The sequence below is a fragment of the Ruegeria sp. C11 genome (assembly GCF_056537725.1).
The window spans coordinates 88,262-114,943 of sequence record NZ_JBQFSB010000008.1; the positions used below are offsets into that span (position 1 = coordinate 88,262).

Annotated in this window: 29 protein-coding genes; 15 read left to right on the forward strand and 14 right to left on the reverse strand. The window is 57.4% G+C overall.

The window, feature by feature from the left end:
* Positions 1 to 57: 57 nt before the first annotated feature.
* Both ACR0NA_RS15235 and ACR0NA_RS15240 read right to left on the reverse strand, forming a co-directional pair.
* On the reverse strand, positions 58 to 1,455 hold the full coding sequence (locus ACR0NA_RS15235; RefSeq protein WP_480730232.1) for an aspartate aminotransferase family protein: 1,398 nt from the start codon (positions 1,453 to 1,455) through the stop codon (positions 58 to 60).
* Between the two features lie 68 nt (positions 1,456 to 1,523).
* Complete coding sequence (locus tag ACR0NA_RS15240; protein WP_480730234.1) at positions 1,524 to 2,213, reverse strand: GntR family transcriptional regulator; 690 nt, start codon at positions 2,211 to 2,213, stop codon at positions 1,524 to 1,526.
* Positions 2,214 to 2,334: 121 nt separating this feature from the next.
* On the opposite strand from ACR0NA_RS15240, the gene ACR0NA_RS15245 reads away from it, so the two are divergent.
* Both ACR0NA_RS15245 and ACR0NA_RS15250 read left to right on the forward strand, forming a co-directional pair.
* Positions 2,335 to 2,457, forward strand: coding sequence for a hypothetical protein (locus ACR0NA_RS15245; protein WP_480730236.1), 123 nt, complete (start codon positions 2,335 to 2,337; stop codon positions 2,455 to 2,457).
* The gene (locus ACR0NA_RS15250) at positions 2,454 to 3,755 is read left to right on the forward strand and encodes an NAD(P)/FAD-dependent oxidoreductase (RefSeq protein WP_480730238.1); all 1,302 of its coding nucleotides are present in this window, start codon (positions 2,454 to 2,456) and stop codon (positions 3,753 to 3,755) included. The genes ACR0NA_RS15245 and ACR0NA_RS15250 overlap by 4 nt, the downstream gene beginning before the upstream one ends.
* A gap of 5 nt (positions 3,756 to 3,760) precedes the next feature.
* Here ACR0NA_RS15250 and ACR0NA_RS15255 read toward each other — a convergent pair whose 3' ends face one another.
* From ACR0NA_RS15255 to ACR0NA_RS15265, 3 genes are read right to left on the reverse strand one after another with little or no spacing between them, the layout of a single operon-like run.
* Entirely contained in the window at positions 3,761 to 4,636 is an 876-nt protein-coding gene (locus ACR0NA_RS15255) for a phosphotransferase family protein (protein WP_480730240.1), read from the reverse strand.
* A 50-nt stretch (positions 4,637 to 4,686) separates the two neighbouring features.
* The gene (locus ACR0NA_RS15260) at positions 4,687 to 5,355 is read right to left on the reverse strand and encodes a flagellar hook capping FlgD N-terminal domain-containing protein (RefSeq protein ID WP_480730242.1); all 669 of its coding nucleotides are present in this window, start codon (positions 5,353 to 5,355) and stop codon (positions 4,687 to 4,689) included.
* Positions 5,356 to 5,358: 3 nt separating this feature from the next.
* Positions 5,359 to 6,354: a flagellar hook-length control protein FliK gene (locus ACR0NA_RS15265; RefSeq protein ID WP_480730244.1), complete on the reverse strand. Its 996-nt coding sequence runs from the start codon at positions 6,352 to 6,354 to the stop codon at positions 5,359 to 5,361.
* Positions 6,355 to 6,604: 250 nt separating this feature from the next.
* Here ACR0NA_RS15265 and ACR0NA_RS15270 point away from each other — a divergent pair, with 250 nt between their 5' ends.
* From ACR0NA_RS15270 to ACR0NA_RS15295, 6 genes are all read left to right on the forward strand, one after another.
* The gene (locus ACR0NA_RS15270; protein WP_480730246.1) at positions 6,605 to 7,009 is read left to right on the forward strand and encodes a rod-binding protein; all 405 of its coding nucleotides are present in this window, start codon (positions 6,605 to 6,607) and stop codon (positions 7,007 to 7,009) included.
* Entirely contained in the window at positions 6,999 to 7,358 is a 360-nt protein-coding gene (locus ACR0NA_RS15275; protein WP_480730248.1) for a flagellar biosynthesis protein FlgN, read from the forward strand. The genes ACR0NA_RS15270 and ACR0NA_RS15275 overlap by 11 nt, the downstream gene beginning before the upstream one ends.
* Positions 7,359 to 7,569: 211 nt before the next feature.
* A complete protein-coding gene (locus ACR0NA_RS15280) occupies positions 7,570 to 8,781 on the forward strand; it encodes a flagellin N-terminal helical domain-containing protein (protein WP_480730251.1) in 1,212 nt (403 codons plus the stop codon).
* A 69-nt stretch (positions 8,782 to 8,850) separates the two neighbouring features.
* Complete coding sequence (gene flaF, locus ACR0NA_RS15285; protein ID WP_480452284.1) at positions 8,851 to 9,222, forward strand: flagellar biosynthesis regulator FlaF; 372 nt, start codon at positions 8,851 to 8,853, stop codon at positions 9,220 to 9,222.
* Position 9,223: 1 nt separating this feature from the next.
* Positions 9,224 to 9,625 carry a flagellar biosynthesis repressor FlbT gene (gene flbT / locus ACR0NA_RS15290; protein WP_480452286.1) on the forward strand — a complete coding sequence of 134 codons (402 nt, stop codon included), beginning with the start codon at positions 9,224 to 9,226 and terminating at the stop codon, positions 9,623 to 9,625.
* Positions 9,622 to 10,419, forward strand: coding sequence for a DUF1217 domain-containing protein (locus tag ACR0NA_RS15295; RefSeq protein WP_480730254.1), 798 nt, complete (start codon positions 9,622 to 9,624; stop codon positions 10,417 to 10,419). The genes flbT and ACR0NA_RS15295 overlap by 4 nt, the downstream gene beginning before the upstream one ends.
* 123 nt (positions 10,420 to 10,542) lie before the next feature.
* On the opposite strand, the gene ACR0NA_RS15300 is transcribed toward ACR0NA_RS15295, so the two are convergent.
* From ACR0NA_RS15300 to ACR0NA_RS15310, 3 genes are all read right to left on the reverse strand, one after another.
* Entirely contained in the window at positions 10,543 to 12,117 is a 1,575-nt protein-coding gene (locus ACR0NA_RS15300; RefSeq protein WP_480730257.1) for a DUF427 domain-containing protein, read from the reverse strand.
* Between the two features lie 385 nt (positions 12,118 to 12,502).
* The gene (locus tag ACR0NA_RS15305) at positions 12,503 to 13,204 is read right to left on the reverse strand and encodes a helix-turn-helix domain-containing protein (RefSeq protein ID WP_170656065.1); all 702 of its coding nucleotides are present in this window, start codon (positions 13,202 to 13,204) and stop codon (positions 12,503 to 12,505) included.
* On the reverse strand, positions 13,176 to 13,463 hold the full coding sequence (locus tag ACR0NA_RS15310) for a hypothetical protein (protein ID WP_170656063.1): 288 nt from the start codon (positions 13,461 to 13,463) through the stop codon (positions 13,176 to 13,178). Before ACR0NA_RS15310 ends, ACR0NA_RS15305 begins: the two co-directional genes overlap by 29 nt.
* Positions 13,464 to 13,639: 176 nt before the next feature.
* On the opposite strand from ACR0NA_RS15310, the gene ACR0NA_RS15315 reads away from it, so the two are divergent.
* The 4 genes from ACR0NA_RS15315 (at position 13,640) to ACR0NA_RS15330 (ending at position 17,578) form a co-directional block, all read left to right on the forward strand.
* Positions 13,640 to 14,113 carry a hypothetical protein gene (locus tag ACR0NA_RS15315; protein WP_480730259.1) on the forward strand — a complete coding sequence of 158 codons (474 nt, stop codon included), beginning with the start codon at positions 13,640 to 13,642 and terminating at the stop codon, positions 14,111 to 14,113.
* Positions 14,114 to 14,220: 107 nt separating this feature from the next.
* Positions 14,221 to 14,838 (forward strand): ribonuclease HII, encoded by a 618-nt coding sequence (locus ACR0NA_RS15320; protein WP_480730261.1) that lies wholly within the window; start codon positions 14,221 to 14,223, stop codon positions 14,836 to 14,838.
* A 106-nt stretch (positions 14,839 to 14,944) separates the two neighbouring features.
* Positions 14,945 to 16,048 (forward strand): site-specific DNA-methyltransferase, encoded by a 1,104-nt coding sequence (locus ACR0NA_RS15325; RefSeq protein ID WP_170656057.1) that lies wholly within the window; start codon positions 14,945 to 14,947, stop codon positions 16,046 to 16,048.
* A 147-nt stretch (positions 16,049 to 16,195) separates the two neighbouring features.
* Positions 16,196 to 17,578 carry an adenylate/guanylate cyclase domain-containing protein gene (locus ACR0NA_RS15330; RefSeq protein WP_480730265.1) on the forward strand — a complete coding sequence of 461 codons (1,383 nt, stop codon included), beginning with the start codon at positions 16,196 to 16,198 and terminating at the stop codon, positions 17,576 to 17,578.
* A 44-nt stretch (positions 17,579 to 17,622) separates the two neighbouring features.
* On the opposite strand, the gene ACR0NA_RS15335 is transcribed toward ACR0NA_RS15330, so the two are convergent.
* Together ACR0NA_RS15335 and mutY are read right to left on the reverse strand one after the other, a co-directional pair.
* Positions 17,623 to 18,756, reverse strand: a complete 1,134-nt coding sequence (locus tag ACR0NA_RS15335) for an alkane 1-monooxygenase (RefSeq protein WP_480730268.1) — start codon at positions 18,754 to 18,756, stop codon at positions 17,623 to 17,625.
* Positions 18,757 to 18,815: 59 nt separating this feature from the next.
* Complete coding sequence (gene mutY, locus ACR0NA_RS15340) at positions 18,816 to 19,871, reverse strand: A/G-specific adenine glycosylase (RefSeq protein WP_480730270.1); 1,056 nt, start codon at positions 19,869 to 19,871, stop codon at positions 18,816 to 18,818.
* An 81-nt stretch (positions 19,872 to 19,952) separates the two neighbouring features.
* Between mutY and ACR0NA_RS15345 the strand changes: the two genes are divergently transcribed.
* The 3 genes from ACR0NA_RS15345 to ACR0NA_RS15355 are packed head-to-tail and all read left to right on the forward strand — an operon-like array spanning position 19,953 to position 22,250.
* Complete coding sequence (locus ACR0NA_RS15345) at positions 19,953 to 20,459, forward strand: DUF721 domain-containing protein (RefSeq protein ID WP_480730273.1); 507 nt, start codon at positions 19,953 to 19,955, stop codon at positions 20,457 to 20,459.
* Between the two features lie 13 nt (positions 20,460 to 20,472).
* Complete coding sequence (locus ACR0NA_RS15350; RefSeq protein ID WP_170656046.1) at positions 20,473 to 21,138, forward strand: DsbA family protein; 666 nt, start codon at positions 20,473 to 20,475, stop codon at positions 21,136 to 21,138.
* Positions 21,138 to 22,250 carry a CaiB/BaiF CoA transferase family protein gene (locus ACR0NA_RS15355; RefSeq protein ID WP_480730276.1) on the forward strand — a complete coding sequence of 371 codons (1,113 nt, stop codon included), beginning with the start codon at positions 21,138 to 21,140 and terminating at the stop codon, positions 22,248 to 22,250. The genes ACR0NA_RS15350 and ACR0NA_RS15355 overlap by 1 nt, the downstream gene beginning before the upstream one ends.
* On the opposite strand, the gene lpxK is transcribed toward ACR0NA_RS15355, so the two are convergent.
* The 4 genes from lpxK to ACR0NA_RS15375 are packed head-to-tail and all read right to left on the reverse strand — an operon-like array spanning position 22,251 to position 26,601.
* On the reverse strand, positions 22,251 to 23,249 hold the full coding sequence (gene lpxK / locus ACR0NA_RS15360) for a tetraacyldisaccharide 4'-kinase (RefSeq protein ID WP_480730279.1): 999 nt from the start codon (positions 23,247 to 23,249) through the stop codon (positions 22,251 to 22,253). It lies immediately after the preceding gene.
* Positions 23,236 to 24,471, reverse strand: a complete 1,236-nt coding sequence (locus ACR0NA_RS15365) for a 3-deoxy-D-manno-octulosonic acid transferase (RefSeq protein ID WP_480730281.1) — start codon at positions 24,469 to 24,471, stop codon at positions 23,236 to 23,238. The genes lpxK and ACR0NA_RS15365 overlap by 14 nt, the downstream gene beginning before the upstream one ends.
* Entirely contained in the window at positions 24,468 to 25,268 is an 801-nt protein-coding gene (locus ACR0NA_RS15370; RefSeq protein WP_480730283.1) for a 3'(2'),5'-bisphosphate nucleotidase CysQ, read from the reverse strand. The genes ACR0NA_RS15365 and ACR0NA_RS15370 overlap by 4 nt, the downstream gene beginning before the upstream one ends.
* Positions 25,255 to 26,601 (reverse strand): TldD/PmbA family protein, encoded by a 1,347-nt coding sequence (locus tag ACR0NA_RS15375; RefSeq protein ID WP_480730286.1) that lies wholly within the window; start codon positions 26,599 to 26,601, stop codon positions 25,255 to 25,257. The genes ACR0NA_RS15370 and ACR0NA_RS15375 overlap by 14 nt, the downstream gene beginning before the upstream one ends.
* Positions 26,602 to 26,682: the final 81 nt, after the last annotated feature.

Consider the following 26,682-nt stretch of genomic DNA (forward strand, 5'->3'; position numbering starts at 1 on the left):
ATGCTGGCATGCCCCGCCGTGGAAATCTGATGTTCGGATAAGCGTCCTGCGCCGATCTTATGACGCTGCTTTCATCAACCCTTTTTCTATGATCTCTGCATGCGCCTCATCTAGTGAACTGCGAATGCGCTGGATCATCTCGTCTATGTCATCGGGCGTCAGGATCAACGGCGGTGAGATGATCATGCGGTCGCCTACATGGCGCATAACCAGATTGTTGGCGAAACAGCGATCCCGGCAGATATTGCCGATAGTGCCGGGGTCGGACGCGAACTTGGCGCGGGTTTCCTTGTCGGGTGTCAGCGCAATCGACGCCATCATGCCAGCGATCTTTGCCTCGCCAACCAGCGGGTGGTCAGTCAGTGCTTCCCACTTCTCTTTTAAGTATGGGGCCGCCACATCACGCACATGGCTGATGATGTTTTCCTCTTCGAGGATTCGCAGGTTTTCTAGTGCGACGGCTGCCGCAACCGGATGACCCGAATAGGTGTAGCCGTGGTTGAATTCCCCCTTGCCGATCACCTCTGCCACTTCATCACATACGACCGACCCGCCGATCGGTGCATAGCCCGAGCTCAAGCCTTTGGCGATGGTCATGATATGCGGCTTGATCCCGACGGTCTGCGAGCCGAACCAGTTGCCAGTCCGGCCAAAGCCGCAGATCACTTCATCCGCAATCAGTAGGATATCGTACTTGTCGCAGATCCGCTGAATTTCCGGCCAATAGCTGTCCGGAGCGACGATCACGCCGCCAGCACCCTGCACCGGCTCGGCGATGAAGGCGGCAACCCTGTCTTCACCTAGCTCTAGAATTGCCTCCTCCAGTTCCCGCGCACGGGCCAGGCCGAACTCTTCAGGTGACATGTCGCCGCCTTCGGCCCACCAGTTGGGCTGATTGATGTGGTGAATATCCGGGATCGGCATGCCACCCTGTTCGTGCATGTGCACCATTCCGCCCAGCGAGGCCGCGCCGACGGTCGATCCGTGATAAGCATTCTTGCGGCTGATGATGACCGATTTGTCGGGATGGCCCTTCATGGACCAGTAAGTGCGGACAAGGCGAATATTCGTGTCATTGGCTTCGGACCCGCCGGCGGCAAAGAAGACATGGTTCAGATCATCCGGCGCAAGGCTGGCGATCTTGTCGGCCAATGCGATGGCAGGCACGTGGGTCGTCTTGAAGAATGTGTTGTAGTACGGAAGCTCGCGCATTTGCCGAGCGGCTGCATCCGCCAGTTCATCCCGGCCATAACCGATGTTCACGCACCACAGGCCCGCCATGGCGTCCAGAATTTCCTCGCCTTCGCTGTCTGTTAGGTACACGCCCCTGGCGCTGGTGATGACGCGCACGCCTTCCTTGCCCAGTGCCTCGTTAGCGGAAAAGGGGTGGATGTGATGTGCGGCATCTAGGGCCTGCAATTCTGCGGTCGGCATGTGATTGGTGATGGTCGACATCTGAATCTCCTGCGAAAGCGGTTGGAAATTACAATATGATCAAATTGAAAGCTGTCAATCGAATCGCGTCAGGCAGATGATTTTGCGTGAGCATCAGCCATTAGTGTCATCCCCTGTTCTACGTCCTGCGCCATTGCCTGCGCCACTTTCTCAGAGTTTCGGTTGCGTAGTGCCGATACGATGTCTTTGTGCAGATCGGGCAGGCTGTGTGTCCCGAACCGACCGCAGACGACGCGCAGGGAAGGACCAAACCTGAGCCACAAACGCTCGGCCAGATCGCTGAGAACAGGAGCCTCGGCATAGGCATAAAGCGCTGCATGAAAAGCATAATTCCAGCGCAGGTAACCTTCCACATCTCCTGCCGCAATTGCTTGGTCCAATTGTTGGTCCATACCTTCAAGCTTGTCGATATCGGCAGAAGTCATATTTAGCGTTGCGCGTCTTGAAAGCTCTGATTCTATTGACTTTCTTGCATAAACTAACTGTTCAACATCGGCGCTCGACAGAACCGGCACACTCACTCGCCGGTTTCCTTGAAAAACCAGCGCGCCGTCCGAAATCAGGCGGCGGATCGCCTCGCGCACAGGGGTCATGCCCACTCCAAGAGAATCTGCTAACCCCTGAATAGTGACAGGTTGCCCTGGGATCATTTCCCCGAACAAAATTTGTGATCTGAGGGTCAGATAGACCTGTTCATGCGCCGGTTGCTTGCTCTCTCTGGTTGCTGTTTTTGGCACCATGTTTTTGATCGTATTCAAAAGGTTTACCCCGATCTGCTTGATCTTGACTTGCCAGCTTCTGCACCTCGTGAAATCATAAACTGAGTTACCGGAAAACGCAAAACTTGATCAAATCTAAGACCTGTATAGATTTGCCGTCATGATCGTCTCATTAGTGCTGACTTTGATCCCCATCACCGTGCTTCTGCGGAACCAGCAGAATCTGACGGAAGCAATGGTGCAGCAGCAGCGAGAGACCCAAGCCGCCGTGCCTGTGCCATGAGGCGTATATATCCGGATTACGCCTATGGGTCTGGTCCGCGTCAGGGGTGCTGGTGGGACGAAACCATCGAGGCGCCAGACTGGCCTGTTCAACAAGGCGACCTGAAGGTTGATGTTGCCGTTGTCGGCGGTGGTTTCACCGGTATGTCGGCGGCCCTTCATCTTGCGCAGGCCGGGGCCTCAGTGGCCGTGCTGGAAGCAGAAACCCCGGGATGGGGTGCCTCGGGGCGGAATGCCGGGTTCTGTTGTCTTGGTGGCTCGAAACTGGCCTCATCCACGATGCGTCGCCGCTATGGCGACGCTGCCACTCAGGCATATGAGCAGGCGGAAACTGATGCGGTTGCTCTGGTCGCAGACCTTTTGACGAAGAACCGTATCGATGCGGATACGCACTCAAATGGCGAGACGGTTCTGGCGCATTCGCCGCGCGCGATGGCGCATCTCCGGCGTAATGCAGACGATTTCGGGGTGCTGCATGAGCCGGACGACCTGCTAAAACTGGGATTTGGCGGTACATTTTTTGGCGGCTACAGTTTTCCTGTCGGGTTTGGCCTGAACCCACGAAAATACCTGTTCGGCGTTGCCGCAGCGGCGATAGGCGCGGGCGCAAAGGTGTTTCAGAAAAGCGCGGCCCTTGTAATTGGGCGCAAGGGAGCACGGTATGAGGTCACGACGCCCGCTGGCCAAGTGGTGGCGGATCAGGTTCTGATCTGTACAAACGGATATTCAAGCGAGGATATGCCGCCGTGGTTGGCTGGCCGATACATGCCTGCGCAATCCACCGTAATGGTGACACGCCCCCTGACCGAGGATGAACTGACGGCGCAGGGTTGGACATCGGACCAGATGGCGTATGACAGTCGGCATCTGCTTCACTATTTTCGTTTGATGCCTGATCGCCGGTTCCTTTTTGGAATGCGCGGAGGGCTGTTCTCGTCACCTAGGGCCGAAGCTGCGATCCGGAGTAAGGTGCGCAAGGATTTTGCACATATGTTTCCGGCCTGGGCTGGGGTGGATGTTACGAATATGTGGTCTGGTCTGGTTTGCCTTTCTCGCAACTTGGTTCCGTTTGTCGGAGCTGTTCCAGGACAACCCGGCATATATGCGGGGCTGGCCTATCATGGTAACGGAGTGGCCATGGGAACCTATTGCGGCCGTGCTCTGGCGTATTTGGCGCTTGGACAGAATGCTGACCTGCCTGTTCCCCTAACCCGTCTGCCGTCCCGAATACCGTTCGGCCGCGCTCGTCGTATCCTGATGCCGCCAGCGTATGCTCTGATGGCGCTGGCTGATCTGTAGCCCTGTTAATTGCGCAGCGTTTCGGTCTCCAGCGCACAGCCTGTGGCATAGTCGGGGGCACCATTTTCGCTGCGCCAAAGGCAATAGGCCGCCATACGCCATGCGTACCACCGTCGCAGATACTGATAACGATGCGTGATTTCCGGATCATCGTAAGCTGAAAGAAAACGGTTCTCTTCTTCTGCCGACAATATGGTTCCGCGATAAAGCCATTGCATGGAGGGCGACAGAAACAGTGCCACATCCTCGCACGGGTCCGCCAGGGCCGGGCACTGCCAATCGATGAGTGTAAGGCGGCTGCCCGAGACCAGAATGTTGCCCGCTACCGGATCGCCGTGAATGATGCATCGCTGTGGCAGAGGCTCGACATGGGTGTCCGGGCGCAGCCGTTCCAAATCCGCGCGTTGCCGTGATTTGCACAAGGTCAGAATCTGCCGTGCATGTGCATCCAGATCCTTGCTGCCGTTGCAACCCAGCGGCGCCTTTAGATGAACCGGGCTGGAGTGAAGCCTTCGCAAAAGGCGCGCAACGGGCTCGGGATTTTTCTGCCAAGGCGCACCGGGTGCATGGTCGTACAGAACCCATCGGTCGTTTTTGGTGCGTCCCGAAGCGCGCAGGCGCGGCGTGAACCCTGCGGTCGAGAATGCCTCCAGACAGGTTGCCTCCAGATCGGCGTTGTTTTGAAACAGCGGATTCTGAAAATTGGTCCGATAGAGCTTCAACACCCTGTCTCCACCGGAACCGTGCACTTTCCAGACGCGATTGGTACGCCCACCGTAAAGCGTTTCAAATCGTTCACTTGGGCTGACTAGCCCCTTGGTGTTGAGTTCCGCGATCAGATGATTTGGCGGCAGTGTTTCGGAGGTCAGGATTCGTTCCAATCATTGGGATGGCGTAACAGGCCAAGGTTTGACCTGTCCTGCCTGCCAGATCAACTCCCGGTGCGAATGCCTGATACTTCCTCGGTCGATACAACCTGCCCCCCATCCAGCGTCAGGGTGACTTTGCCCTCCAGTATTTGCGCCTCGGTTACGCGGCCGAAGGTGGCGGCTGCGGTTTCTGACAAAAGCTCCCCTTGATAGAAACTTTCGACCGAAAGGGAGTAGAGCCCAGTTGGAACAATCCCCCCTGATCCATCTGCCCCGTCCCAGACAAAGGATGTTGCGGAAACCGGCATCGTAACGCGATCCACCACCGTCCCGTCAGTATCGCGTAGGACAAGGTTTGCTTTGTCCGCTTTCCCATCGGTTTGCGGAAACAGGGTAACGGGCACGCCGTCAAATTGAACGGGCGCGTTTGTCCGTACGTCCATGCCGATCCAGTCGGCCAGATCGTTAAGGTCAGCGCCGCCCAATGCACCGGCCAGACCAGCCAGAAACTCGTTCGTCTGAACTTGCTGTTCCACCATGGAAAACTGGGCCAGTTGCGACGCGTATTGCGCCGAATCCAATGGCTCCAGAGGGTCCTGATACCTGGCTTGCGCGGTCAGCATCTTCAGAAAGGTCTCGAAATCCGAGGTCAGTTTTGAAGGCGTGCCGGATTTTGCGGTGCTGGCGGTGCCCGAAGCGACCGAAAACGCTGTGCTGGTTTGGGTGATCATTGTTCAATACCTCAAGTCAACGCCCTGAGAGACGATTTTGGTTGGAAGGTCAGTTGCTTGTGGATCATCCGGATTATCCGAGAGATCCAGAGTACCTGCCGGGTCTTGATGGCGCTCGTGGTGCTGTTCCGACTGCATTCCGAAATCCAGGGATATGTTTTTGTATCCTAGTTCGCGAAATTCGGAGGACAGTTCCAGAACATGCCGTCGCATCAGTTCCAGCGTTTCCGGACGTTCGGCCGAAATGCTCAGGACAATCCCATCGTCACGTCCGCTCAGAGCTATCGAAACACGCCCCAGTTCCTGAGGATTTAACGCGACTTCAATTGTGTCTGATCCTGATCGAACGGAAATAGCCGCCGACATTTGTCCGGCTATCGCGCGCGCCATATCCGGAGTGCGAACAGACCCAGCTTGGCCTGAGTGGGCTTGCCCGGTTTCCCGGGTGTGTGCGGGCAGAGCTATGTCACTTTCCGGGGCCTCTTGTTCTATCGCGAAATCGAAGTTGGCCAAAGCCTGACCTTGTTCGGTTGACACCGCGATATTGAACCTTGGACTTCCGGCTGGCGGTCCATCAAAAGTGGCCAGAGGTGTGTTGGCCGGCGGATGAAGCCGAATGTCAGCATCTGGCTTCTGGCGCCCGGGCGAAGAATTTGTACCATCCATTTCAGGTGTCTCAGCCGCTGACCGATGCTGAATTACTGCCGTTTCGACGTTTTTGGCATGGGCAGGTTTGATCTGTTCGACACTATCGATAATCAGCGGACGGGAGGCCTGCGGAGGCTCGGCGTCGAAACGGGAATCTGATGCGTATTTGACCAACTCGAATTGAGTTGGCGCACTGGCTGTTTTTGTCGGGGGACTGGCTGCTTCCAAAGTATCACCGGCGCTTTGGGATTTGTCGATGGTAAGTGCGCCGGGCGGCAATTGGTTGTTGTTTGCAGTAAAAGGTTCGATGTCGCTCCGCCGCAGACTTACCGTTTCGTTTTTGTCCGTCAACGGATGGTCGATCGGGTCAATTTGATCCGGGAGCTCCTCACTGCTGATCGGAGTCTCCGAATCGACTTCCCGGTTCGGGCTGCCTTCTTCAGAATGCGGTACCTTGGGGGCCGGCCCATTGTGCCCGGGCTGGGCCGAAGGTTCAGAACCACCTCGCACGAAATTTTCAAAGGGATTTTCGGGCTTTGACCGCTGCCCGACATCCGGATCTGATCCGGACTGCGGACTTCGAGGCAGTGTTGAAGGCAATGTGTTCACTGATGCAGGCATATCGGACATCCCAGAATTCTGGCCACCACCTTGCACAGTAGAAGTTACGCATTTTTTAACTGCTTTCATCATTTATCGGGACAGTTCTATGCAACTTCCGAGGAGCGTCATGAAGATTTCAGTATCCCCCGCGCCAGTCGCCACAGGCGTTGATTTTTCCAATCTCAGAAAAGCTGCAGTTGAGTTGGAGGCGACATTTCTGTCTGAAATTCTGAAGTCTGCGGGCCTTGGCACTGCACCATCCGGTTTCGGTGGCGGTGTAGGAGAGGAGCAGTTTTCTTCGCTTTTGGTACAGCAACAGGCTCGTCAAATGGCCTTGTCCGGGGGTGTAGGCCTGTCAGAAGTTTTTTTCAGGGCGCTTACGGAGGATGCCAATGTCGCGTGAACAGTCAGTTGAACTGATCCGGGCACTTGAGGAGTTGCTGGATATGGAACGCGCCGCGCTCATCCAGGGCCAGCTGGATCAGCTGGATCACATGCTGCCCCGGAAAGAAGAATTGATCGCATCGGTCAAGGACCTTCAGGTGCATGAAACCGAAGATCTGATCCGGCTCCAACACAAGGTCGACCGGAATCAGGCCCTGTTAAAAAGTGCATCCGAAGGGATCAAAGCCGTTGCAAGCCGGATGGCCGAGCTTCGGCAGGTTCGCCAGGGATTAAGCACGTACGACGCTGCCGGGCAGCGCAGCAACTACGCCGTGCGGCACGAGCCAAAGCTGGAAAAACGCGCATGAGTGTCGGTTTGATTCAAATCCTAATTTTCTAAGCAACCAGCTTTAGCATTCCATTAGGAGATCGCGCCCAAACATGAACCCGCATCTGGAATCGCAGGTGGCGCGAAAATCGACAAGGTAGTTCGCAAAGGTCAGAACGACACGAATTCCAGTCCATCCGGACGGGTAGAACACGGGTGCCTGAAACACCCTAACGCAAAGGATGAAAATCATGTCCAGTATTCTGACAAACAATGGCGCGATGGTGGCGTTGCAGACCCTGAAATCGGTCAACAAGAACCTGACGGCAACTCAAAATGCCATTTCAACCGGCAAGGATGTGGCTACTGCCAAGGATAACTCTGCAGTCTGGGCCATTTCCAAAGTGATGGAGTCCGACGTCAAAGGATTCACGGCGATTAAGGACAGTCTGGGTCTGGGTGAATCGACGGTAGCGGTTGCGCGCAACGCTGCGGAAACAGTGACCGATCTGCTGACGCAAATGAAAGGCAAGATCGTTGCCGCCCAGGAAGACAACGTTGATCGCGCGAAAATCAATACGGATGTGAGCGCGCTGAAGGATCAAATCGCATCAGTTGTGGGTGCCGCTCAGTTCAATGGCCTGAATCTCGTGGACGGCTCTGCCGGTTCGGCATCGATACTGGCTTCGCTGGACCGGGACAGCACAGGCGCAGTGACGGCGTCGTCGATCAATGTCGCGGGCCAGAACCTGTCTACCGGCGGCTATGTCACCAAGGCTGTGTTTGACGGATCGACCGGGTCTTCGACCGGCAATGACAGGGTGGGCGCAACCATTGCCGACACTGCAACTTCGGCGACCGCATTGGTGACGGATGAATCCAGCGGCGCGTTTGCCGCCGGGGACAAGGTGGTCGTTGCAATCGACGATCAGACCGTGTCCTACACGGTGACCGCAGCGGACGCTGCCGCGACCACCACCGGCGATATAGTTGCTGTCGGCCTGAAAGCCAAGATCGAGGAAATGGGCATTACCGGCCTGACCGTCGGATACGATTCCGGAACTGCCGGTACTCTGGCAATCTCCAATAACACAGGTGCGGATATCTCGTTTTCCGCGCAATTTGTGAATGCGGGTTCCGGCGGCCTTGGTGCGATGGCGGGGATTGACGTGTCAACCGGGCCGGGCGCAACCGCAGCGCTGGCCACCGTCGAGGCACTGATCGACACAACAATCGATGCTTCGGCGGCCTTTGGTTCGGCGCAAGGACGTATCGAAACGCAGAAGGAGTTTATCTCGAACCTGTCGGATTCGTTCAAATCGGGGATCGGTTCGCTGGTCGATGCCGACATGGAGGAGACCTCCGCCCGTTTGCAGGCCCTGCAGGTGCAGCAGCAGCTTGCGACCCAATCGCTCTCCATCGCCAACCAGGCGCCGCAGTCGATCCTGTCGCTGTTCCGTTAAGCAATATGACCAGGGCGGTAACGCCCTGGTCCTTTCCCTCTCCGGAAATTTCAATCATGAGGACACGACGTGAACGCGCTATCCCAGGCACGGCGAGCATATTCCGCCGCATCCACCCCGATCCGAACCCCTAGAAATATGGAGTATGAAGCGATCTCACGTGTCACGCACCGCATCCATGCTGCGATGAAAAAAGGCAAACCTGCCTATGGTGAACTTGTCGAAGCGCTTTATGACAACACCCGCATGTGGACTGTCTTTGCAAAAAACGTTGCGGACGCGCAAAACGGGTTGACCGATCACCTGCGTGCACAGCTTTTTTTCCTGTCAGAGTTTACCCACGAACACACAAGTAAAGTTCTTCGGCGCGAGGCCAATGTTCTGCCGTTGCTGGAAATCAATGCAGCCATCATGCGTGGCCTGCGCAGCGGAGGTGCATGAGATGAGCGGATTGGTCCTCAAACTGGCACCGAAAGAACGTGTTCTGATCAACGGCGCAGTTATCGAAAACGGCGACCGGCGTGGGCGGTTAGCGGTCATGACGCCGAATGCGAACATTTTACGCTTGCGTGATGCGATCCACCCTGACGAAGCGACGACTCCGGTGCGGCGGGTCTGCTACGCAACACAACTAGTATTGTCGGGGGACAGCGACGCAGAGGCGACGCGATTGTCCCTGTTGCGGCATATCGAAGAACTTAGCCAGATCTTTGGAGATCGCGACAGCCGCCATGCGCTGACCGAAGCGACCGAGGCGTTGATAGCGGACCACCACTACAAGTGTCTGAAGGCTCTGCGGACTTTGTTGCCGCGTGAAGAGCGCCTGATGGCATACCGGCAATGAGCTATCAGCCCGTGATACCGGCCAGCGGTTTGGTCGGCTGGCGTTTCCTGCAACGTACGCACGACGCCCAGCTGGAGACCTTTGCGGCATCTGCTTCGGTTGAGCGAGAGACAAAGTACTTTCTGAACAAGATCCAAACGGTAACCTCTGCAGAGGATCTGGTATCTGATCGGAGGTTGTTGAGGGTCGCGCTGAGTGCCTTCGGCCTGGAGGGGGATATCGACAACACTTTCTTCATCCGCAAGGTGCTGGAGGACGGGACAAATGCGGACGACGCATTGGCCAACAAACTGTCGGACCGCAGGTATCGCGAGTTTTCGGCCGCATTTGGGTTGGGGCCGGGTGATATTCTGAGAACGGGATTGGTGACCGAAATGGAAGTTGTCGCCCGGGACAACCTGACCGCCCGGTTCGAGTCATCTGTCGGGGAACATGACGAAACCATGCGGATCGCTCTGTACACTCAACATGCACTGGCTGATCTGGCTGGAAAAGGCGGCAGCGAGGATCAGAAGTGGTTCGAATTGATGGGGCTTCCTCCGTTGCGCCGAATGATGGAGACCGCGCTTGGCTTGCCACCGGCCTTTGCGCAGCTGGATATCGACAGACAACTGGATGTGTTCAAGACAAAGCTGTCAGGCCTGACCAATTCGTCCGATTTGTCGCAATTCACCGAAAGCTCGGCCATTGAAAAGCTGACCGACACCTATCTGGCACGTGACCAGATATCGTCAATCAATTCTGCTCTGTCTCCGGCCAGAACTGCTCTGATACTTCTGGGTGGGGCAGGCTGAGCAAATAATCAGCCCGGAGCAATTAAGGTGAAGCCTCTATAATTTCCGCACTCCCCGCCATCGGTTTAGGGCCGGATTTGCCTCGTACTTTGGCGCACGATGGTCGGCGCCGGACACTCCCGGCTAAGGCGTTGGTTCCAGATTGTCGGCATTTGTTTGTAGCGCGAAACAATGTACGGGCTGGGTTACATTGTGCAGCTGGACCTGTCCGAGAGATACCGCATTCGAGCAGGCAGGTTCGATATCTTCTGAAACGACAATTCGATGCCCGCCGATTTTTCCGTATTCACCCAGTCGTGCGGCAATGTTTGCGGCCTGCCCAATTACAGTAAAGTCCAAACGCTCGCGCGAGCCGACATTGCCATAGGTCACCCGGCCAAATGCAAGGCCAATGGAGCAGTCGCAATGTTCATCTGACCCGGTTTCCCGCAATTCGGCCAGCCTGTCGACAATTTCGATGGCTGATCGTTGTGCGTGACCGCGCGCAGCGGCAGGGTCTTCGCCTGCCGGAAAGACGGCCAAAACAGCGTCGCCAATGAATTTCAGTACTTCGCCGCCGTGATCGTGAATTATGCCGGATACTGTTTCGAAAAATTCGTTCAGCATCGCGATATATGCCGAACGCCCCAGACGCTCCTCCAACAAGGTCGAGTTTCGCAGGTCGCAGAACATGATTGCGGCGTCGATCTCGTCCCCGTCGCCGCGCCGGATCTCACCGCCCAGCACCCGCGCGCCAGTTCTTTTGCCTACGTAGGTTTCCAGCAAAGCCTGTGCATTTTCGCGCTGGGTGAACACTTCGTAATAGCGCGCGATAACCGCTGAACACTCGAAAACGAGGCCAAGGTTTTCGGTCGTAAAGCCATTGGGGTGGTCGCAGGTCAGCGTCAGAACGTTGGTGCGACCGTCCGAAAATGGCAGGGGCATTGCAACATAGTCGGTCGCGCCTTTGGCACGCAGGTCTTCCAGAATGGGAAAGCTGTTTTCGGGATGATCGTCGTTCAGTCGTTGTCGCACGCCGCCCAAACCGTTTGATACGTGCCGAAGCGGGCTGTTGGTATAGGCCGGGTGGTCGTGGATTTCGTAAGTTGGTGCGAAGGTCGAAATCTCATCCTCGCCCTTTTCCCAGATATAGTGCTTTCCGGCGATCAGCGGGTGCAACGACCATACCAAAACGCCCAGGCGTTGAATGGAAATCCCGTGCTCAAGCATCATTTCGGCCAGCGCCTTGGTGAAATCTTCGGGTGTCAGATTGGCCGATGCGCCCCGCATCAGCCAGTCAATCAGAGGGCCGCTGATATTGCCATCCGCTGGCTTGCGCAGGGTGTTTTCGCCCAAGTCAATATGAGTATACGCATCGGTCATGAAGCCGATATGACCTTCGATACCCTCGCTTTCGGGCAAAGCGTTTTCATACGCCCAGACTGAATTGGGTAACCGCGTGCCAGCGATTTTGATATCCCGATAGGTGGCCGTACCCTTGAACGGGCAAAACGTCTGCAACTCACTGGGGTCGCTCAGATCGGCCTTCACGTCTTCGCGGGGAAAATAGATCGTTGGCGCAAGCCGGGTTTCGTACATGACCTTCGCATTTGAGCTTTCGGCCAGCACCATGTCATCGCGATAGATCGCGACGCGCCCCTTGAGCGGCTCGATGGAAATGCCGTAACCTGTGGATTGCGGTTTGGCGTGGACGTTCATCTGCAACCTCCTGTGCCTTGATCCGTTTAAGGATGGGTGCAACTCGTCCGGTTTCCAAGGGGGAATTCGAGGTTTTTACCAAATGAGAGCGTCTAGATTCGGAAATCGGTGCCGGGTTCTGTCGATGTGTGCTGTAATGCTGAACCTTGCGGCTGGCGTTCATGCGGAGACAGCACCAAAGCAGTTAAACCGCAGTCAGTGCATCTGTCTGGCGGTCTGCGCGACCCTTGCGAACCCCAACCGCATTCCGGTCACAACCGTCAACGGCTGCCCGCGCCTGAGGGATGAGTTGATCTATGACAATCTCGCGCGGTGTGCCTGTCCACAGAGTCCGACTGGCGCTCAGCAACCGTCCAGAGAACGACAGTCGCCCAATCACTAGCGATCAGATCATCTGTATCACGTCTTTTTCGATGGCAAGCATGTATCCCTTCTTGGCAATATTCTTGACCAGCAGTTCGCTGACCATCTGATTGCCAAGGGCGTCGCGCAGACGCTTGATCCGGGTCGCACCGGCGGCCTCATCGCAGTCTGAGGCGTTTTTGCCCGAAATTGTCGATTCTATCTCGACCCCGGAAAGCACTTCGTCATCCAGACGGGATTCGGCCAGAACCGAAAGCGTCTCCATTGCGGCCGGCGTCAATTTGAAACCCATGTTGTTCAGATAAACCGTATTCTCTTCGCGGCTGATCAGCAGCGAGGTGACCTGAATACCCGTACGTTCGATCTGGGCCATGCGCCTGTTCAGCATCACGATCATGATCAGAAATACCAGTGCGGCGATCAGCATGGCGCTGGCAAAAACCAGCAATACAAAAATCACCATGCGATAGCTGGATAATGTGTCGGCAAAGGCGGTGCCGGACTGAGCCAGAATTTCCAGCAGCTTGATTTCGGCCTGCGATGTCAGGTCGCTTTCGACGAACAGGCGCTCGACCCGCGCATTAAAGGCGTTGGCGTCGGGCAGGGTCCAGAACAGAAAGGCAGCGGCTGTCACAAGTATTGCGATGATCACCGCGATCCCGGCGCCGGCCAGCCGCACCCCGGAACGCCGGGCATCAGTAACGGAGATAGAATTTTCCGGCATTAGCCTTCCTTTGATCCAGCCCTTCGGGTCCGAACACCGATATCACGTTAAGCAGGGTCCACCCTGAAGATTTGAGGCGCCCGGCAACCTCGTTTCTGGCCTGACCGGGCGAACAGCTGGAGACTTGCATGACGCCATAGTGCAGGCGCAAGGGTTTATCCTGCTTGGCCTTGTAATCCGCATAGCAATCCGCCGCCGCAGCGTTGGAACCAAGCGATATCAGGGCCGCACAGACCAGTGAAGAGAGCATCTGTTTCATGGGCTGCATCCTGCGCACGGGTTTGTCGGATATTCAATAACCATAGGGCTTTGAGAAGGATGATATCGGATAACAAGGGTGCGTTATTGCTTGTCCGAGCCGGAAAGATCCAGGGTTGGTTCATCGAATTCGCGATCCCCGAAAGGGTCGCAGGAACACCGGAAAGGACATGCCCAATGCACCGGAAATTCATCGCCGTGATCATCGCAACCGCCGTGGCAATAACAGGGATATCAGCCTCGAAAGCACGGGCTGCTGATGCCCATGACATACTTGGTGGGCTGGCAGCTGTCGCAATCCTCGGTGCGGCCATCAATCACTACTCCAAGAAGTCGCGCCACGATTACGTGCAACCCGTAACCCGTCATCCTTACCCGGCCCCAAGCGTGCCCCGGGTCAAACCGCGCCATGTGCGTCCGATACCTAATCGCGTGGCGCGTTATGACCTGCCTCAACACTGTCTCAAGACTTTCAACAGATACTCCAAAAAGCGCCCGCTGCTGGGGAAAAGTTGTCTGAAGAAACATTACAAACATGCCAAGCATCTGCCGCGCGCGTGTGAGGTTGGGTTCTGGAACGGAAAGAAAGTCAAGCGCGCCTATGAACCCGCATGCCTGCGTCAAAAGGGATACCGAGTTGTGTACTGGTAACGAGTACCGAGCAGAAGTGGCGACGTAGAAGCGCCACCGGAGAGGGCAGTGCAAACTGCCCTCTCTTTTTTCTTGCGTTGCGGTGCAATTCCCGGTTTCCAGATGCCATGACATTTCCGAATGATGAACTGGAACAGGCGCTGAAGGCGCGGGGCTATCTCAGAATAGCAGGTGTTGATGAGGTGGGGCGCGGTCCGCTGGCAGGTCCGGTTGTGGCGGCAGCGGTTGTTCTGGACCTGAGTGCGATACCCGAAGGTCTGAACGACTCAAAAAAACTGACCGCAAAACGGCGCGATGCCCTGGATGACCATATCAGGGAAGCGGCAGAAGTTTCCGTTGCCGAGGCAAGCGTCGAAGAGATTGACGACCTCAATATACTGCGCGCGTCGCATCTGGCGATGGAGCGCGCGGTCGACGCGCTGAATCCTCAACCGGATTTCCTTCTGATTGATGGCAATATGATACCCCGGGGCCTTGGTCTGCCCAGCCAGGCCGTTGTCAAAGGGGACGCGCGTTCCGTGTCGATAGCTGCGGCGTCGATCATTGCCAAAACATGGCGCGATCGGCTGATGGTGGATTTGGCGCAACAGCATCCGGGCTATGGCTGGGAGACAAACGCCGGATATCCGTCAAAACAACACAAAGATGCGTTGCGAAATCTTGGTGTGACCCCACATCATAGGCGTTCGTTCAAACCCGTCCACAATATCTTGTATCAAGAGTAAATCGTAAGCCGCTGATTCAAAAAAGAAATTGACGGCGAATCGTCTTTGAATCATCCTTGTCTCAACCAAATGAGCGCAAAAGCGCCGTGGAACCTGAGGCAGTGATATGACAACGACCAAGACAAAGGGCGCGACCGCGCTCCCATTAAACACGATTCTTTCCGGTGACTGCATCGACGTGATGAACAGTCTGCCAGAGGCGTCCGTGGACCTGATTTTCGCCGATCCGCCATATAATCTGCAACTGAAAGGCCAGTTGCATCGCCCGGACAACTCTCAGGTGGATGCGGTGGATGATCACTGGGATCAGTTTTCCAGCTTTGGCGCCTATGACCAGTTCACGCGCGAGTGGTTGAAAGCGGCCCATCGCCTGCTGAAACCCAATGGTGCGATCTGGGTGATTGGCTCTTACCACAACATTTTCCGTGTAGGTTCGGCCTTGCAGGATGCGGGGTACTGGATTCTGAATGACGTCGTCTGGCGGAAATCGAACCCGATGCCGAATTTCCGTGGCAAACGGTTCACCAACGCGCATGAGACAATGATCTGGGCATCGAAGGCCGAAGGGGCCAAGTACACGTTCAACTATGAGGCGCTGAAGGCGCTGAACGAAGGTGTACAGATGCGCAGTGACTGGGTTCTGCCGATCTGCACCGGGCATGAGCGGCTCAAGGACGAAAACGGCGACAAGGCGCATCCGACACAGAAACCGGAATCACTGTTGCACCGCGTTCTGGTCGGTTCGACAAATCCGGGTGACGTGGTGCTGGACCCGTTCTTTGGCACGGGCACAACGGGTGCTGTTGCCAAGATGCTGGGGCGCGAGTTCATCGGAATCGAACGCGAAGAAAGCTATCGCAAGGTCGCCACCAAGCGGATCTCCAAGGTGCGCAAATTCGATCGCGAGGCACTGGAAGTCAGTGCCAGCAAACGGGCGGAACCACGCGTTCCCTTTGGCCAGCTGGTCGAACGCGGGATGCTGCGCCCGGGCGAGGAACTGTACTCGATGAACCAGCGCCACAAGGCCAAGGTGCGCGCGGACGGCACCCTGATTGGCGACAATATCAAAGGATCGATTCATCAGGTCGGTGCACACCTGGAAAACGCGCCTTCCTGCAACGGCTGGACCTATTGGTGCTTCAAGCGCGACGGAAAGACCGTTCCGATCGATGTGTTGCGCCAGCAGATCAGGGCCGAAATGCATAACTGAATTTGAACACCGCCGGTGCCTGTGGCCTGACACATGGCACTAAACCTTGCCCCGCCGGGATCGGCGGGGTCTTTTGTTTTGTCGCACAGGGTGTTTGGATGGGTTTCCGATCCCTATCTCCTGTCTTGCAGCGAGGGAGCTCACGGAATGACCGATACCAGTGCAGGCCAATCCCGTTTTCGGCGGTTTTTTATCACGCAACCGGACAATTTCGATCTGGATAATAAATACACCGAAGCCGCGCTGGAGCGGCACAAGCACGAGGGGCTGGAACTGGCGGTGCGCGCCCGCTGGATTTCGATGGCGTTCATTGCGGTTTTCCTGATCTACGTGAACCCGCATTGGGAAGTGGTGTATTATCAGTTCATAATCGCGCTGGTGTGCCTGAACGGCTGGTTCATTCGCCGTGCTGGGCGCGTGGGGCAATCCAGAACCGAATTGTTCCTGATCTTTGTCGATTTGTTGATCATGACATTTGGCATGGTTGTGCCAAACCCATTCAGCGATGATGTGCGCCCTGTTGCAATGCAATATCGCTTTGACAACTTTCAGTATTTCTTTCTGATATTGGCTGCTGGAACGCTGGCTTATTCCTGGCGAACGTTATTCGCAATCGGATCCTGGACCGCCGCGATGTGGACTATCGGCTGGATTGCCGCCTGGTGGTTTTCGACTCCTATACCCGAGTTGTCGGAGCGCGCTGCACAAGCCTTTGCAGGATATCCGGACGTGGCCGAGCTGATGGATCCGAACAGTTTCATGGTTCACATGCGCGTTCAGGAGGTTGTCGTCTTTGTTCTGGTCGCGGTGACACTTGGCGTGTCTATGCGGCGGTTGAACCGTTTGTTGATGTCCAATGCAGGACTGGAACGGGAGCGTGCGAATCTCTCGCGGTATTTCTCACCTAATGTGGTGGATGAACTAAGCCAGAACGACGAGCCGCTGAAACAGGTGCGTAAAGAGAACATTGCCGTTCTGTTCATTGACATCGTCGGGTTCACCAAGTTCGCCGCCGGTCGCGATCCCTATGATGTGATCGAGGTGCTTCGCGGCTTTCACGCACGGATGGAAACCGAGGTATTTCGGCATCACGGAACGCTCGACAAATATCTGGGTGACGGCTTGATGGCAACTTTCGGAACGCCGGTGCCAACGGAATTTGACGCCAGCAATGCGCTGGCCTGCGCGCGCACGATGGTCGAGGTGATTGATCGGTGGAACCTTGAGCGCCGCAGGTCAGGAGAGCCTGAAATTCACGTTGGCATTGGTGTGCACTACGGTCCGGTTGTTCTGGGCGATATCGGCGCAAACCGCCTTGAATTTGCGGTGATCGGAAACGCGGTCAATGTGGCGGCCAAGCTTGAGGCGCTGACACGCGAATTTGGCGCGCGCGCCGTCGTGAGTGATGAATTGAAAGTTCAGGCCTTGAACGAAGTCAGGACGGGCAATGATCTGTTGTCGGGTTTTACGCTGCACAAAGATCAGGATATCCGCGGCGTAGAGGGGCGAATGGACGTCTGGGTTCTGTAGCGCCGGGCAGCGCAAGTGTCAGCCCACGGCTGCGAGTTCGGAAATCAACGGGGCAGGGGATTGAGGCCCTTGTTGTAGGACTTCCAGTCCGTAATTTCCGGGTAATACTGCCGCCGCCATGCCCGAACGCGCGGGTTCATGACACGCCGCCACAGCGGCGGGATCATCGCAGCAACCGTCATGACCGGATAGCCATAGGGCAATTGCGGGGCGGCATCTTCGGAATGATGCTGCAAAAGCGGAAACCGACGGTCGGGTTTGTAGTGGTGATCGGAGTGACGCTGCAGGTTGATGAGCAGCCAGTTCGATGCCTTTTGCGAGGCGTTCCACGAATGTCTGGGCCGGACATGTTCATATTTACCGTCACCCAGATATTTGCGCGTCAGGCCGTAATGTTCGACATAGTTTACAAGCTCTAATTGCCAGATCGCGGTCCCCGCCTGCACCAGAAACAGGCCCAGCCCCGACCATCCGCCGATAAGCAATGCCAAAAGCAGCATCGCGCCCTGCAAGCCCCAATACCGCCAGAAAGGGTTGGAGAGGTCGGTCCACGGCAGGTTCTTGCGCGCAAGTTTTTCACGTTCCGACCGAAACGCGGATATCAGGCTTTGCCGCAGGACACGCGGATAAAATCTGTGAAACCCTTCGTTATATCGTGCGGTCACGGGATCGCGGGGCGTTCCGACGTATCGGTGGTGAACCAGCAGGTGCTCTGATCGGAAGTGTGAATAAAGCACCATCGCCAAAAGGATATCGCCAAGCCATCTTTCATAGCGGCCTTTCTGATGCATCAGTTCATGGCTGTAGTTAATGCCGATCGTACCCGAGATCACACCCATGCCAAAGAACAGGGCGATCTTTTCAATCGTGTCCAGGTGGCTGCTGTGGGTGGCAAACCAGATCAACCCAAACAGTGTGACAAACTGAACCGGTGCCCAGGCCTTGGTCAGCAGAATGTGCCATTCCAGATCTGCATCAGGGGTTTCGGGGTCGACGTTGTCCAGATTGAGGCCGGTAATGCGATCCAGAATCGCAAACAGCCACCATGTTGCCAGCGGCACCAGGGCCAGCCACCAGCCGCCTGCGATTGCAGAGATCCAGATCATGGGAATCAGCAGGTAGGATATCCAGAAGGGCAGTGCGGTCTGCCCTCGCATGAGTGTTGTTGATGCCGTCATTGCGGTGCTCCGCTGTTGTCGCCGCAAGTTACCCCGGTCCGTGGGCGATGCACACGGGTCTATTGGCCGCGCCAGAGGTCATGGGCCTTGCGCATGACAGTCGGCAGGGACGAGGGGCGAAAGTCGTGCCGGGCCACGATCAACAGTCCGTCAGTTTGAACAGCCATGGGCAAGGCGGCGGTCCAGATGTTCAGAATCAAATGGAAATGAGTGAACGTGTGACGGACCTCACCGGGCAGCATTTTCCAGTTTGCTTCGAACGGGGGCGTGCGATCCGGGGCTTCGGACCAGTCCGAACCGGGCCAGCCCATCATGCCGCCCAGCAGGCCCTTGTCCGGTCGCCGTTCCAGCAACATCGAACCATCGGAGCCCTGCGCGATAAAGACATGCCCATGGCGGGTCGGCTTGGGTTTTTTCGGGGATTTCTTCGGCAACTCGCCCGCAGTTCCCGCCTGACGAGCCTGACAGGGGGCAAATAGAGGGCATATGCCGCAGGCCGGTGATTTCGGCGTGCAAATCGTCGCGCCCAGATCCATCACTGCCTGTGCGTAATCACCCGGTCGCGTTTCTGGCGTCAAAGCTGTTGCCTTACCTTTCAGCACAGGCTTGGCGCCGGGCAGTGGTTCGTGAATGTCATAAATGCGCGCCATGACGCGTTCGACATTGCCGTCCAGAACCGTTTCGGGCCGGTCAAAGGCAATCGCAGAAATGGCGGCCGCGGTATAAGGGCCAATTCCGGGCAGTTTCAGCAAGTCGTCATAGTAGGTGGGAAACTTTCCACCACGATCATTGGCCACGACGCGCGCGCATTTCAGAAGATTTCTGGCGCGTGCGTAGTACCCAAGCCCGGCCCATTCCGCCATGACGTGATCATCTTCGGCACTGGCCAGCGCCGTTACATTCGGCCATCGACTGATGAACCGCAGGAAATAGTCGCGCACGGCAGCCACTGTTGTCTGCTGCAGCATCACCTCGGAAAGCCAGACTTGGTATGGGTCCGGCACAATTCTATTTGCGCGCTCGGCAGGCCCTACCCGCCACGGCATTTCGCGCGCGTTTTGATCGTACCAGTTCAGCAGGGAGGCGCTGACGTCGAATTCGCTGTTGTCACGCAAGTTTTATTTATCTCCCTGTCGGGTTTCGCTGGCGCCCGTAGCCCTGCCCATTACAATAGCGCCGCAGTAAATGGAAACCAGATGCCGCCCAGACGCACCACCACTCGCGGATTCAAACGTACCGCGACCCTGCTGAACGATCAGATCCGGCGCGCCGGCGAAAGCCGTGGTTTCGCTGTATCGCGTCTGTTGACCCATTGGGCCGAGATCGTTGGTCAGGACATCGCATCGATAGCCCGACCCGTAAACGTCGGTTATGGCAAGGGCGGATTTGGCGCCACGCTGACCGTTCTGACAACCGGGCCACAGGCTCCGATGCTGGAAATGCAAAAAGAGCAGCTGAGGGGTAAGGTGAACGCAGTTTATGGCTATAACGCCATCAGCCGTATCCGTATCACTCAAACCGCGCCAACCGGATTTGCCGAGGGGCAGGCCAGTTTCGAGCATCGCCCGAAGCAGGTGAAACCCAACATCCCTCCCGAAATCACCGCCGAGGCTGACAGGACTGCACGCGACGTTCACGACAGTGATCTGCGTGCGGCCCTTGAACGTCTGGGCCGCAACGTTCTATCCAAACAAAAACGCTGAGAAAGGGCTGAGAATGACCCGTATTGCATCCGTAATCTGTGCGGCAGTTGCCGTGGCGGCTGGTGCCTATTGGCTGACATCGTCGCCATCGAATGCTCCGGTTAATCCGCTGATCGGCAGCGCCGAGGCGCAGGAAGCCGATATTGACACCTCGACCGTCGTCGAAATGGTGCAGGGTGCCGAAGACGCGCCCGTTGAAATCATTGAATACGCCTCATACACCTGCCCGCACTGCGCGCGGTTCCACGAGGGGCCGTACAAACAGCTCAAGAAAGACTTCATCGACACCGGCAAGGTGAAATTCATCTACCGCGAGGTTTATTTTGACCGCTACGGCCTGTGGGCCTCGATGGTGGCGCGCTGCGCCGGGCCGGAAAAATTCTTTGGCATCACCGATCTGATCTTTGCGGGCCAGTCGGAATGGACCAAAGCCGGCGGACCGCCCGAGATTGTCGGAGAGCTGAGCAAGATCGGCCGCCTGGCCGGGATCGACAGCGAACAGCTTGATGCCTGCCTTCAGGACGGAACCCAGGCCCAGACCCTCGTCGCCTGGTATCAGGAAAACGCCGAAAAGGACGGGATCAACGCGACGCCGACCTTCATCGTGAACGGCAAAAAGGTGGAAAACCAGTCCTATGACGACTTCAAGAAACTGATCGAAGACGAGCTGGGCAGCTGATGACTGCCCCGCTTGCCGGTCTAAAAGTTGTCGAACTGGCACGCATTCTGGCTGGCCCATGGGCCGGCCAGACATTTGCGGATCTGGGGGCAGAGGTCATCAAGGTGGAATCGCCTGCGGGCGATGACACGCGTGCCTGGGGACCGCCGTTTGTTACCCGAGACGACGATGTCTCTGCCGCTTACTACCACTCTGCCAACCGGGGCAAAGCCTCGGTCACGGCGGATTTTTCTACGCCCGAGGGTCAGGAAAAAGTTTGCGAACTTGTCGCGGATGCAGACGTCCTGATTGAGAACTTCAAGGTTGGCGGGCTGAAGAAATACGGGCTGGACTATGACAGCCTGAAAGAACTGAATCCCCAGTTGGTCTACTGCTCGATCACTGGATTTGGCCAAACGGGCCCCTACGCGCATCGCGCGGGCTATGATTTCATCATTCAGGGCATGTCCGGGCTGATGTCGGTTACTGGTGAGCCCGAGGGCCAGCCGCAAAAGGCGGGTGTTGCGGTTACGGATGTCTTCACGGGCATCTACGCCGTTGCCGGCGTTTTGGCCGCCTTGTATCAACGGGAACAGACCGGGCGCGGTCAACATGTGGACATGGCCTTGCTGGATGTTGCCGTGGCTGTGACAGCCAATCAGGCGCTGAACTACCTGACAACCGGCAATGCGCCCGAGCGGATGGGAAATGCCCATGTCAATTTGGCACCCTATCAGGTTTTTGACTGCGCTGACGGGCATATCATCATCGCCACAGGCAACGATCGCCAATACCAGCGGCTGTGCCGTGTGCTCGGTCTGGATGATATGGCCGAAGCGCCCGAGTTTTTACACAACAAGGATCGGCTGGCCAATCGCCGGGTGATGATTGCCCGTCTGAACGGGGCGACTGCGCAACGGGGCAAAGCCGAGTTGCTGGCAGCCTGCGAGGCGCAGGGCATTCCCGCCGGGCCGATCAATACGCTGGACGAGGTGATGGCAGACCCGCAGGTAATCGCACGCGGAATGCAGATCGAACTGGAGGGGGTGCCCGGTGTGCGCTCACCCTTCGTCTTTTCCGATTCTGATCTTTCCCTGTCGCGACCCGCGCCCAAACTGGGCGAGGACGACTGATCAGGGAGAGGGGGCAACAGCCAGCAGCATCTCTTTCACGCGTTGGCCTTCGGGCACCTGCAATCGTACCGGCAGCGTTATGACCTTGCTGCGAAACGCAGCAGGCAGCCGCACCGCGTCCTTTTCGGTTGTGACCATCTGCGCGCCCAGCAGCCGCGCCTCATTTTCCAGTCGCGTCATCAGGGCTGGGGTCAGGGGCTGGTGGTCGTCCAGCGCCTCAGCACGCAAAAGATGTGCACCCTGCGTCCGCAACGTCTGAAAGAACTTTTCTGGGTATCCGATCCCGGCAAAGGCCAGGACCGGGTTACCGGACCAGTCCATGCCGGTTTGCAACGGCTGCACTTCTCCGGTGGCGTGAGGAACGGTGATTTTAGCGCCCCACTGATCGGAAAACTGCGCCTGTGCTTCTGGCGTTCCAAGCGACAGAACCAGATCGGCCCGCTTCAGGCCGATCTCCACCGGCTCACGCAGCGGTCCGGCTGGCAGGCACAGCCCGTTGCCAAATCCCCTTTTCGCATCGACCACAATGATCGAGAAATCCTTGGCCACCGAGGGATTTTGAAACCCGTCGTCCAGAACGATAACCGTTGCACCTGCCGCCGCAGCGGCTTGTGCACCCGCCGCTCGGTCCTTGGCGACCCATACTTCGGCAAAGGCCGCCAGCAACAACGGCTCGTCCCCGACCTGTTCCGCGGTGTGTTTGCCGGGATCGACCTGAACAGGCCCTTCCAGCGATCCGCCATGCCCACGGGTCACGACATGTGGGGTGTGCCACGCATCCCGAAGCTGTTCGAGAACCCAGATGGCAGTGGGGGTCTTCCCGGTGCCACCCGCATTCAGATTGCCTATGCAGATCACGGGAACACCCGGGTTTATTCCTGTTCCGGACGCAACACGGCGCGCCGTGGCCATGGCATAGATACTGCCCAGCGGCGCCAGCAGCCTTGCCCGCAAGTCACGCCGGTCAGGCGCGGTATTCCAGAACTCAGGCGCCCGCACCCTTGACCCTCCTCTGATCCAGAATCTCCTGCACCAGTTCGATTAGATCATCCGTCAGGGACGCCCCTTCGGTAACAATCTGCCATCCCGCAAGGGCCATCCCCGCAGCCCGGTCTGGTGCCAGCAATTCGACGATACTGTCGCCCAGCTCATCCGCCGATTTCACATTGTTGGCCGCGCCGGCTTCTTTCAGGCGCTTATAAAATTCTGCATGTCTTTGAACAAAGGGACCATGAATGACAGCTGACCCCAATGAAGTGGCGACCAACGGATCGCGACCGCCTGCTCCGCCTTCCAGTGAACTGCCCATGAACGTAACCGGCGACACACGATACCACAGGCCAAGGTCTTCGGGATCAGCCGACAGGATGACCTGAGTCGTGTCCTCGATCGGGTCTCCATTGTCCCAATTGGCGCACCGCAAATCCATCGATTCCAGCCTTTTTTGCAGCGGTTCGGCCTCGGCCTGATCCGCGACGTGCAGTATAAGCGCCAGACGCGGTAACATGCGCAGGGCTTGTCTGTGCGCCGACAGAACCGAGATGAATTCTTTTGCCTGTACCCATGCCGCCAGCCAAACCGGCCGTCCCGCAAGTGTATGGTTGGTTTCGATCAACTCATCTTCGGGCCATGGGCGCGGATTGGGGCTGAAACCCAAAGCAGGGCTAACTGTAACCTTCGAGGAGGGGACGCCCAGCCGCCTGATCTGGCGCGCATTTTCCTCGTTTGTGGTAAGAATTGTCTGAAAGCAGTCTAAGGTATACCGGCTGATATCCGGCAGCCACCTGCCCCCTCGCTGAATGTTCACGTCTGCGGTCGCCTCCAGCAACACCAGAGGGATTCCGTGCTCTTCCGCCCTGGTGATAAGATTGGGCATCAGGCCGCCACCCACCCAAAGCCCCATGTCGGGCTGCCAGTGTTCCAGAAACCCGCGCGTCGCGCCGGATTGGTCATGCGGCAGGTTCACCACGGGTTCCACGCACCCGTCCCAGGCCGCCAGAGGCGCATCCGTTGGTGCGGTCAGAAAAACCGAAAGCCCCGCGCGAGTTGGCAGCAATCTGCGGCAAAAATCGTCCACCGCACGCAGCCGGGCGCGCTCGCTGACATGAACCCATAACAACTCGCCATCGGGGCGGGGGCGGGCGGCGTCACGGTTTCCGTTCTGACCGCCCCACGACAACACGCGATAGGCGGCAAGGCTGAGAGAGCGGGGTTTGCTCATGCTTCGATTCCCGTTCCTTTCGGATCGAGTTGCGCGCACAAAAGCTGGTGTACCTGTGTGCCCGCTGCAACCACACCGTTCAGGCGCGGATGCGCGTTGTTGAATCGCAGGGGCTGACCTTGACGGTCCGTACAGGTTCCTAGAGCTTCGCGCAGGATCAGATCTCCGGCAGCTATGTCCCATTCCCAGCTTGGCCGCAATGTCAGCATGCCGTCGAACCGGCCCTGACCCACAAGAGCCATGCGATAGGCCAGCGACGGTCGGTACGCGCGTTTGAACTCGGGCGGCTGACCTGCATGCCAGTGGCGCGGTTCCAGATTGGGGCGCGCGGCCAGAATTTCGGCCTCGGTCAATACCGAAGCGCGTGAGGTGTGGATGGGCTCACCGTTCAATGTTGCCCCAGCACCCTGCGCGGCGGTGTACAACAGGTCACGCCTTGGCAGATAGACCACCGCGGCGGTGATCACCCCGTTTTCCGAGACCGCCAGAGAATGCGCCCAAGTGCGCGACCCTTCGGCAAAGCTGCGTGTGCCGTCAATGGGGTCGATGATGAACACACGGTCGCGTTCCAGCCGGTCCGCGGAATCCTCGGTTTCCTCACTCAGCCAGCCATAACCGGGCCGCGCTGCAGGCAGCCGCTGTTCCAGCATGGCATTGACCGCCAGATCCGCTTCGGTCACCGGCCCTGCGCCTTCGGGTTTGTCCCAGCGCTGGGCCGTGTGACCGGAATAGCGCGTGGCAATCTTTCCGGCCTCAAGTGCGGCGTCAATCAGCAATGACAGGTCAGTTGCCGGCAAGTGTCATCCCTTCGATCAAAAGCGATGGAACCACGCGCGACAGGTAGGTGCGCGCGTCATTTGCCGGGATGATCCGCATCAGCATGTCGCGCAGATTGCCCGCAATGGTGCATTCGTTGACAGGAAAAGCGATTTCACCGTTTTCCACCCAGAAACCGGATGCGCCGCGCGAATAATCCCCTGTGTTCGGATTGATCGTCGATCCGATCATCGAGGTGACCAACAGGCCGGTTCCCATATCCTGCAGCAGATCTTTGCGGCTTTTTTGACCTTGCGTCAGGCTCAGGTTCCAGTTGCTGGGCGAGGGTGGGCCGGACACACCCCGTGCCGCGTTGCCTGTCGATGTCATCTCCAGCTTCCGCGCGCTGGACAAATCCAATGTCCAGCCGCTCAGGACACCATTCTCGACAATCGACCGTCGACGCGTGGGCAAACCTTCGGCGTCAAACGGGCGCGATCCCGAAATGCGCGGCCTGTGCGGTTCTTCAATGAGTGAAATGTGTTCGGGTAGGACCTGATCACCCAGACTGTCCTTCAGCCAGGACGCGCCGCGCGCGATGGCGGACCCGTTGCTGGCCGCCAGAAGATGCCCGATCAGCGAGGATGAAATGCGCTCGTCGAACAGCACTGGATAGGTTCCGGTCGATGGCTGACGCGCACCAACCGATTGCACCGCGCGTTCGCCTGCGGTGCGCCCGATCTCGATCGGGTTTCGCAAATCGGCCTGAAACGTTCGGCTATCACCGTCATAGTCACGCTCCATCCCTGTGCCCTCGCCAGAAATGGCGACGCAGGAAACTGACCGGCTGGACCGGGCATATCCGCCTGAGAAGCCGTTGGTGGCAGCAAGATGGATGTTGTGGGTGCCATAGCTCGCCGCGGCGTCGGAAACCTGCGACACACCTTTGACCGCCATCGCGGCAGCTTCAGTGGAAAGGGCGTCCTGCATCAGTGCGTCTGCCGACGGCTCGGCCATTGGATCGAACAGCTCCAGCGCCTCAATGTCCCAGTTCTGTGCCAACTGGTCCGGCGCGGCGAGACCGGCAAACGGATCTTCCGGTGCTTCGCGGGCCATGGCCACCGCACGCTCGGCCATGGCTGCCAGCGTTTCCGGTCGGCTGTCCGAGCTTGAGACGATGGCCTGCCGTTTGCCGATCAGAACCCGCAACCCCAGATCCGTTCCCTCGGACCGTTCGGCATGTTCCAATGCGCCATTGCGCACCTCAACGGAAACCGAGGATCCGTCGATTACGATGGCATCCGCTGCCTCTGCCCCGGCCTTGCGGGCGGCATCCAGCAAATTATGGCTGAGTTCTTCGGGTGTTCGCGTCATAAGGCCTCCGTTCAATAGCAATGGACCTAGCCTTGCTCTGCCCGTCCCGCAAGACCCGAACCGATAACAAAAAAGGGCCGC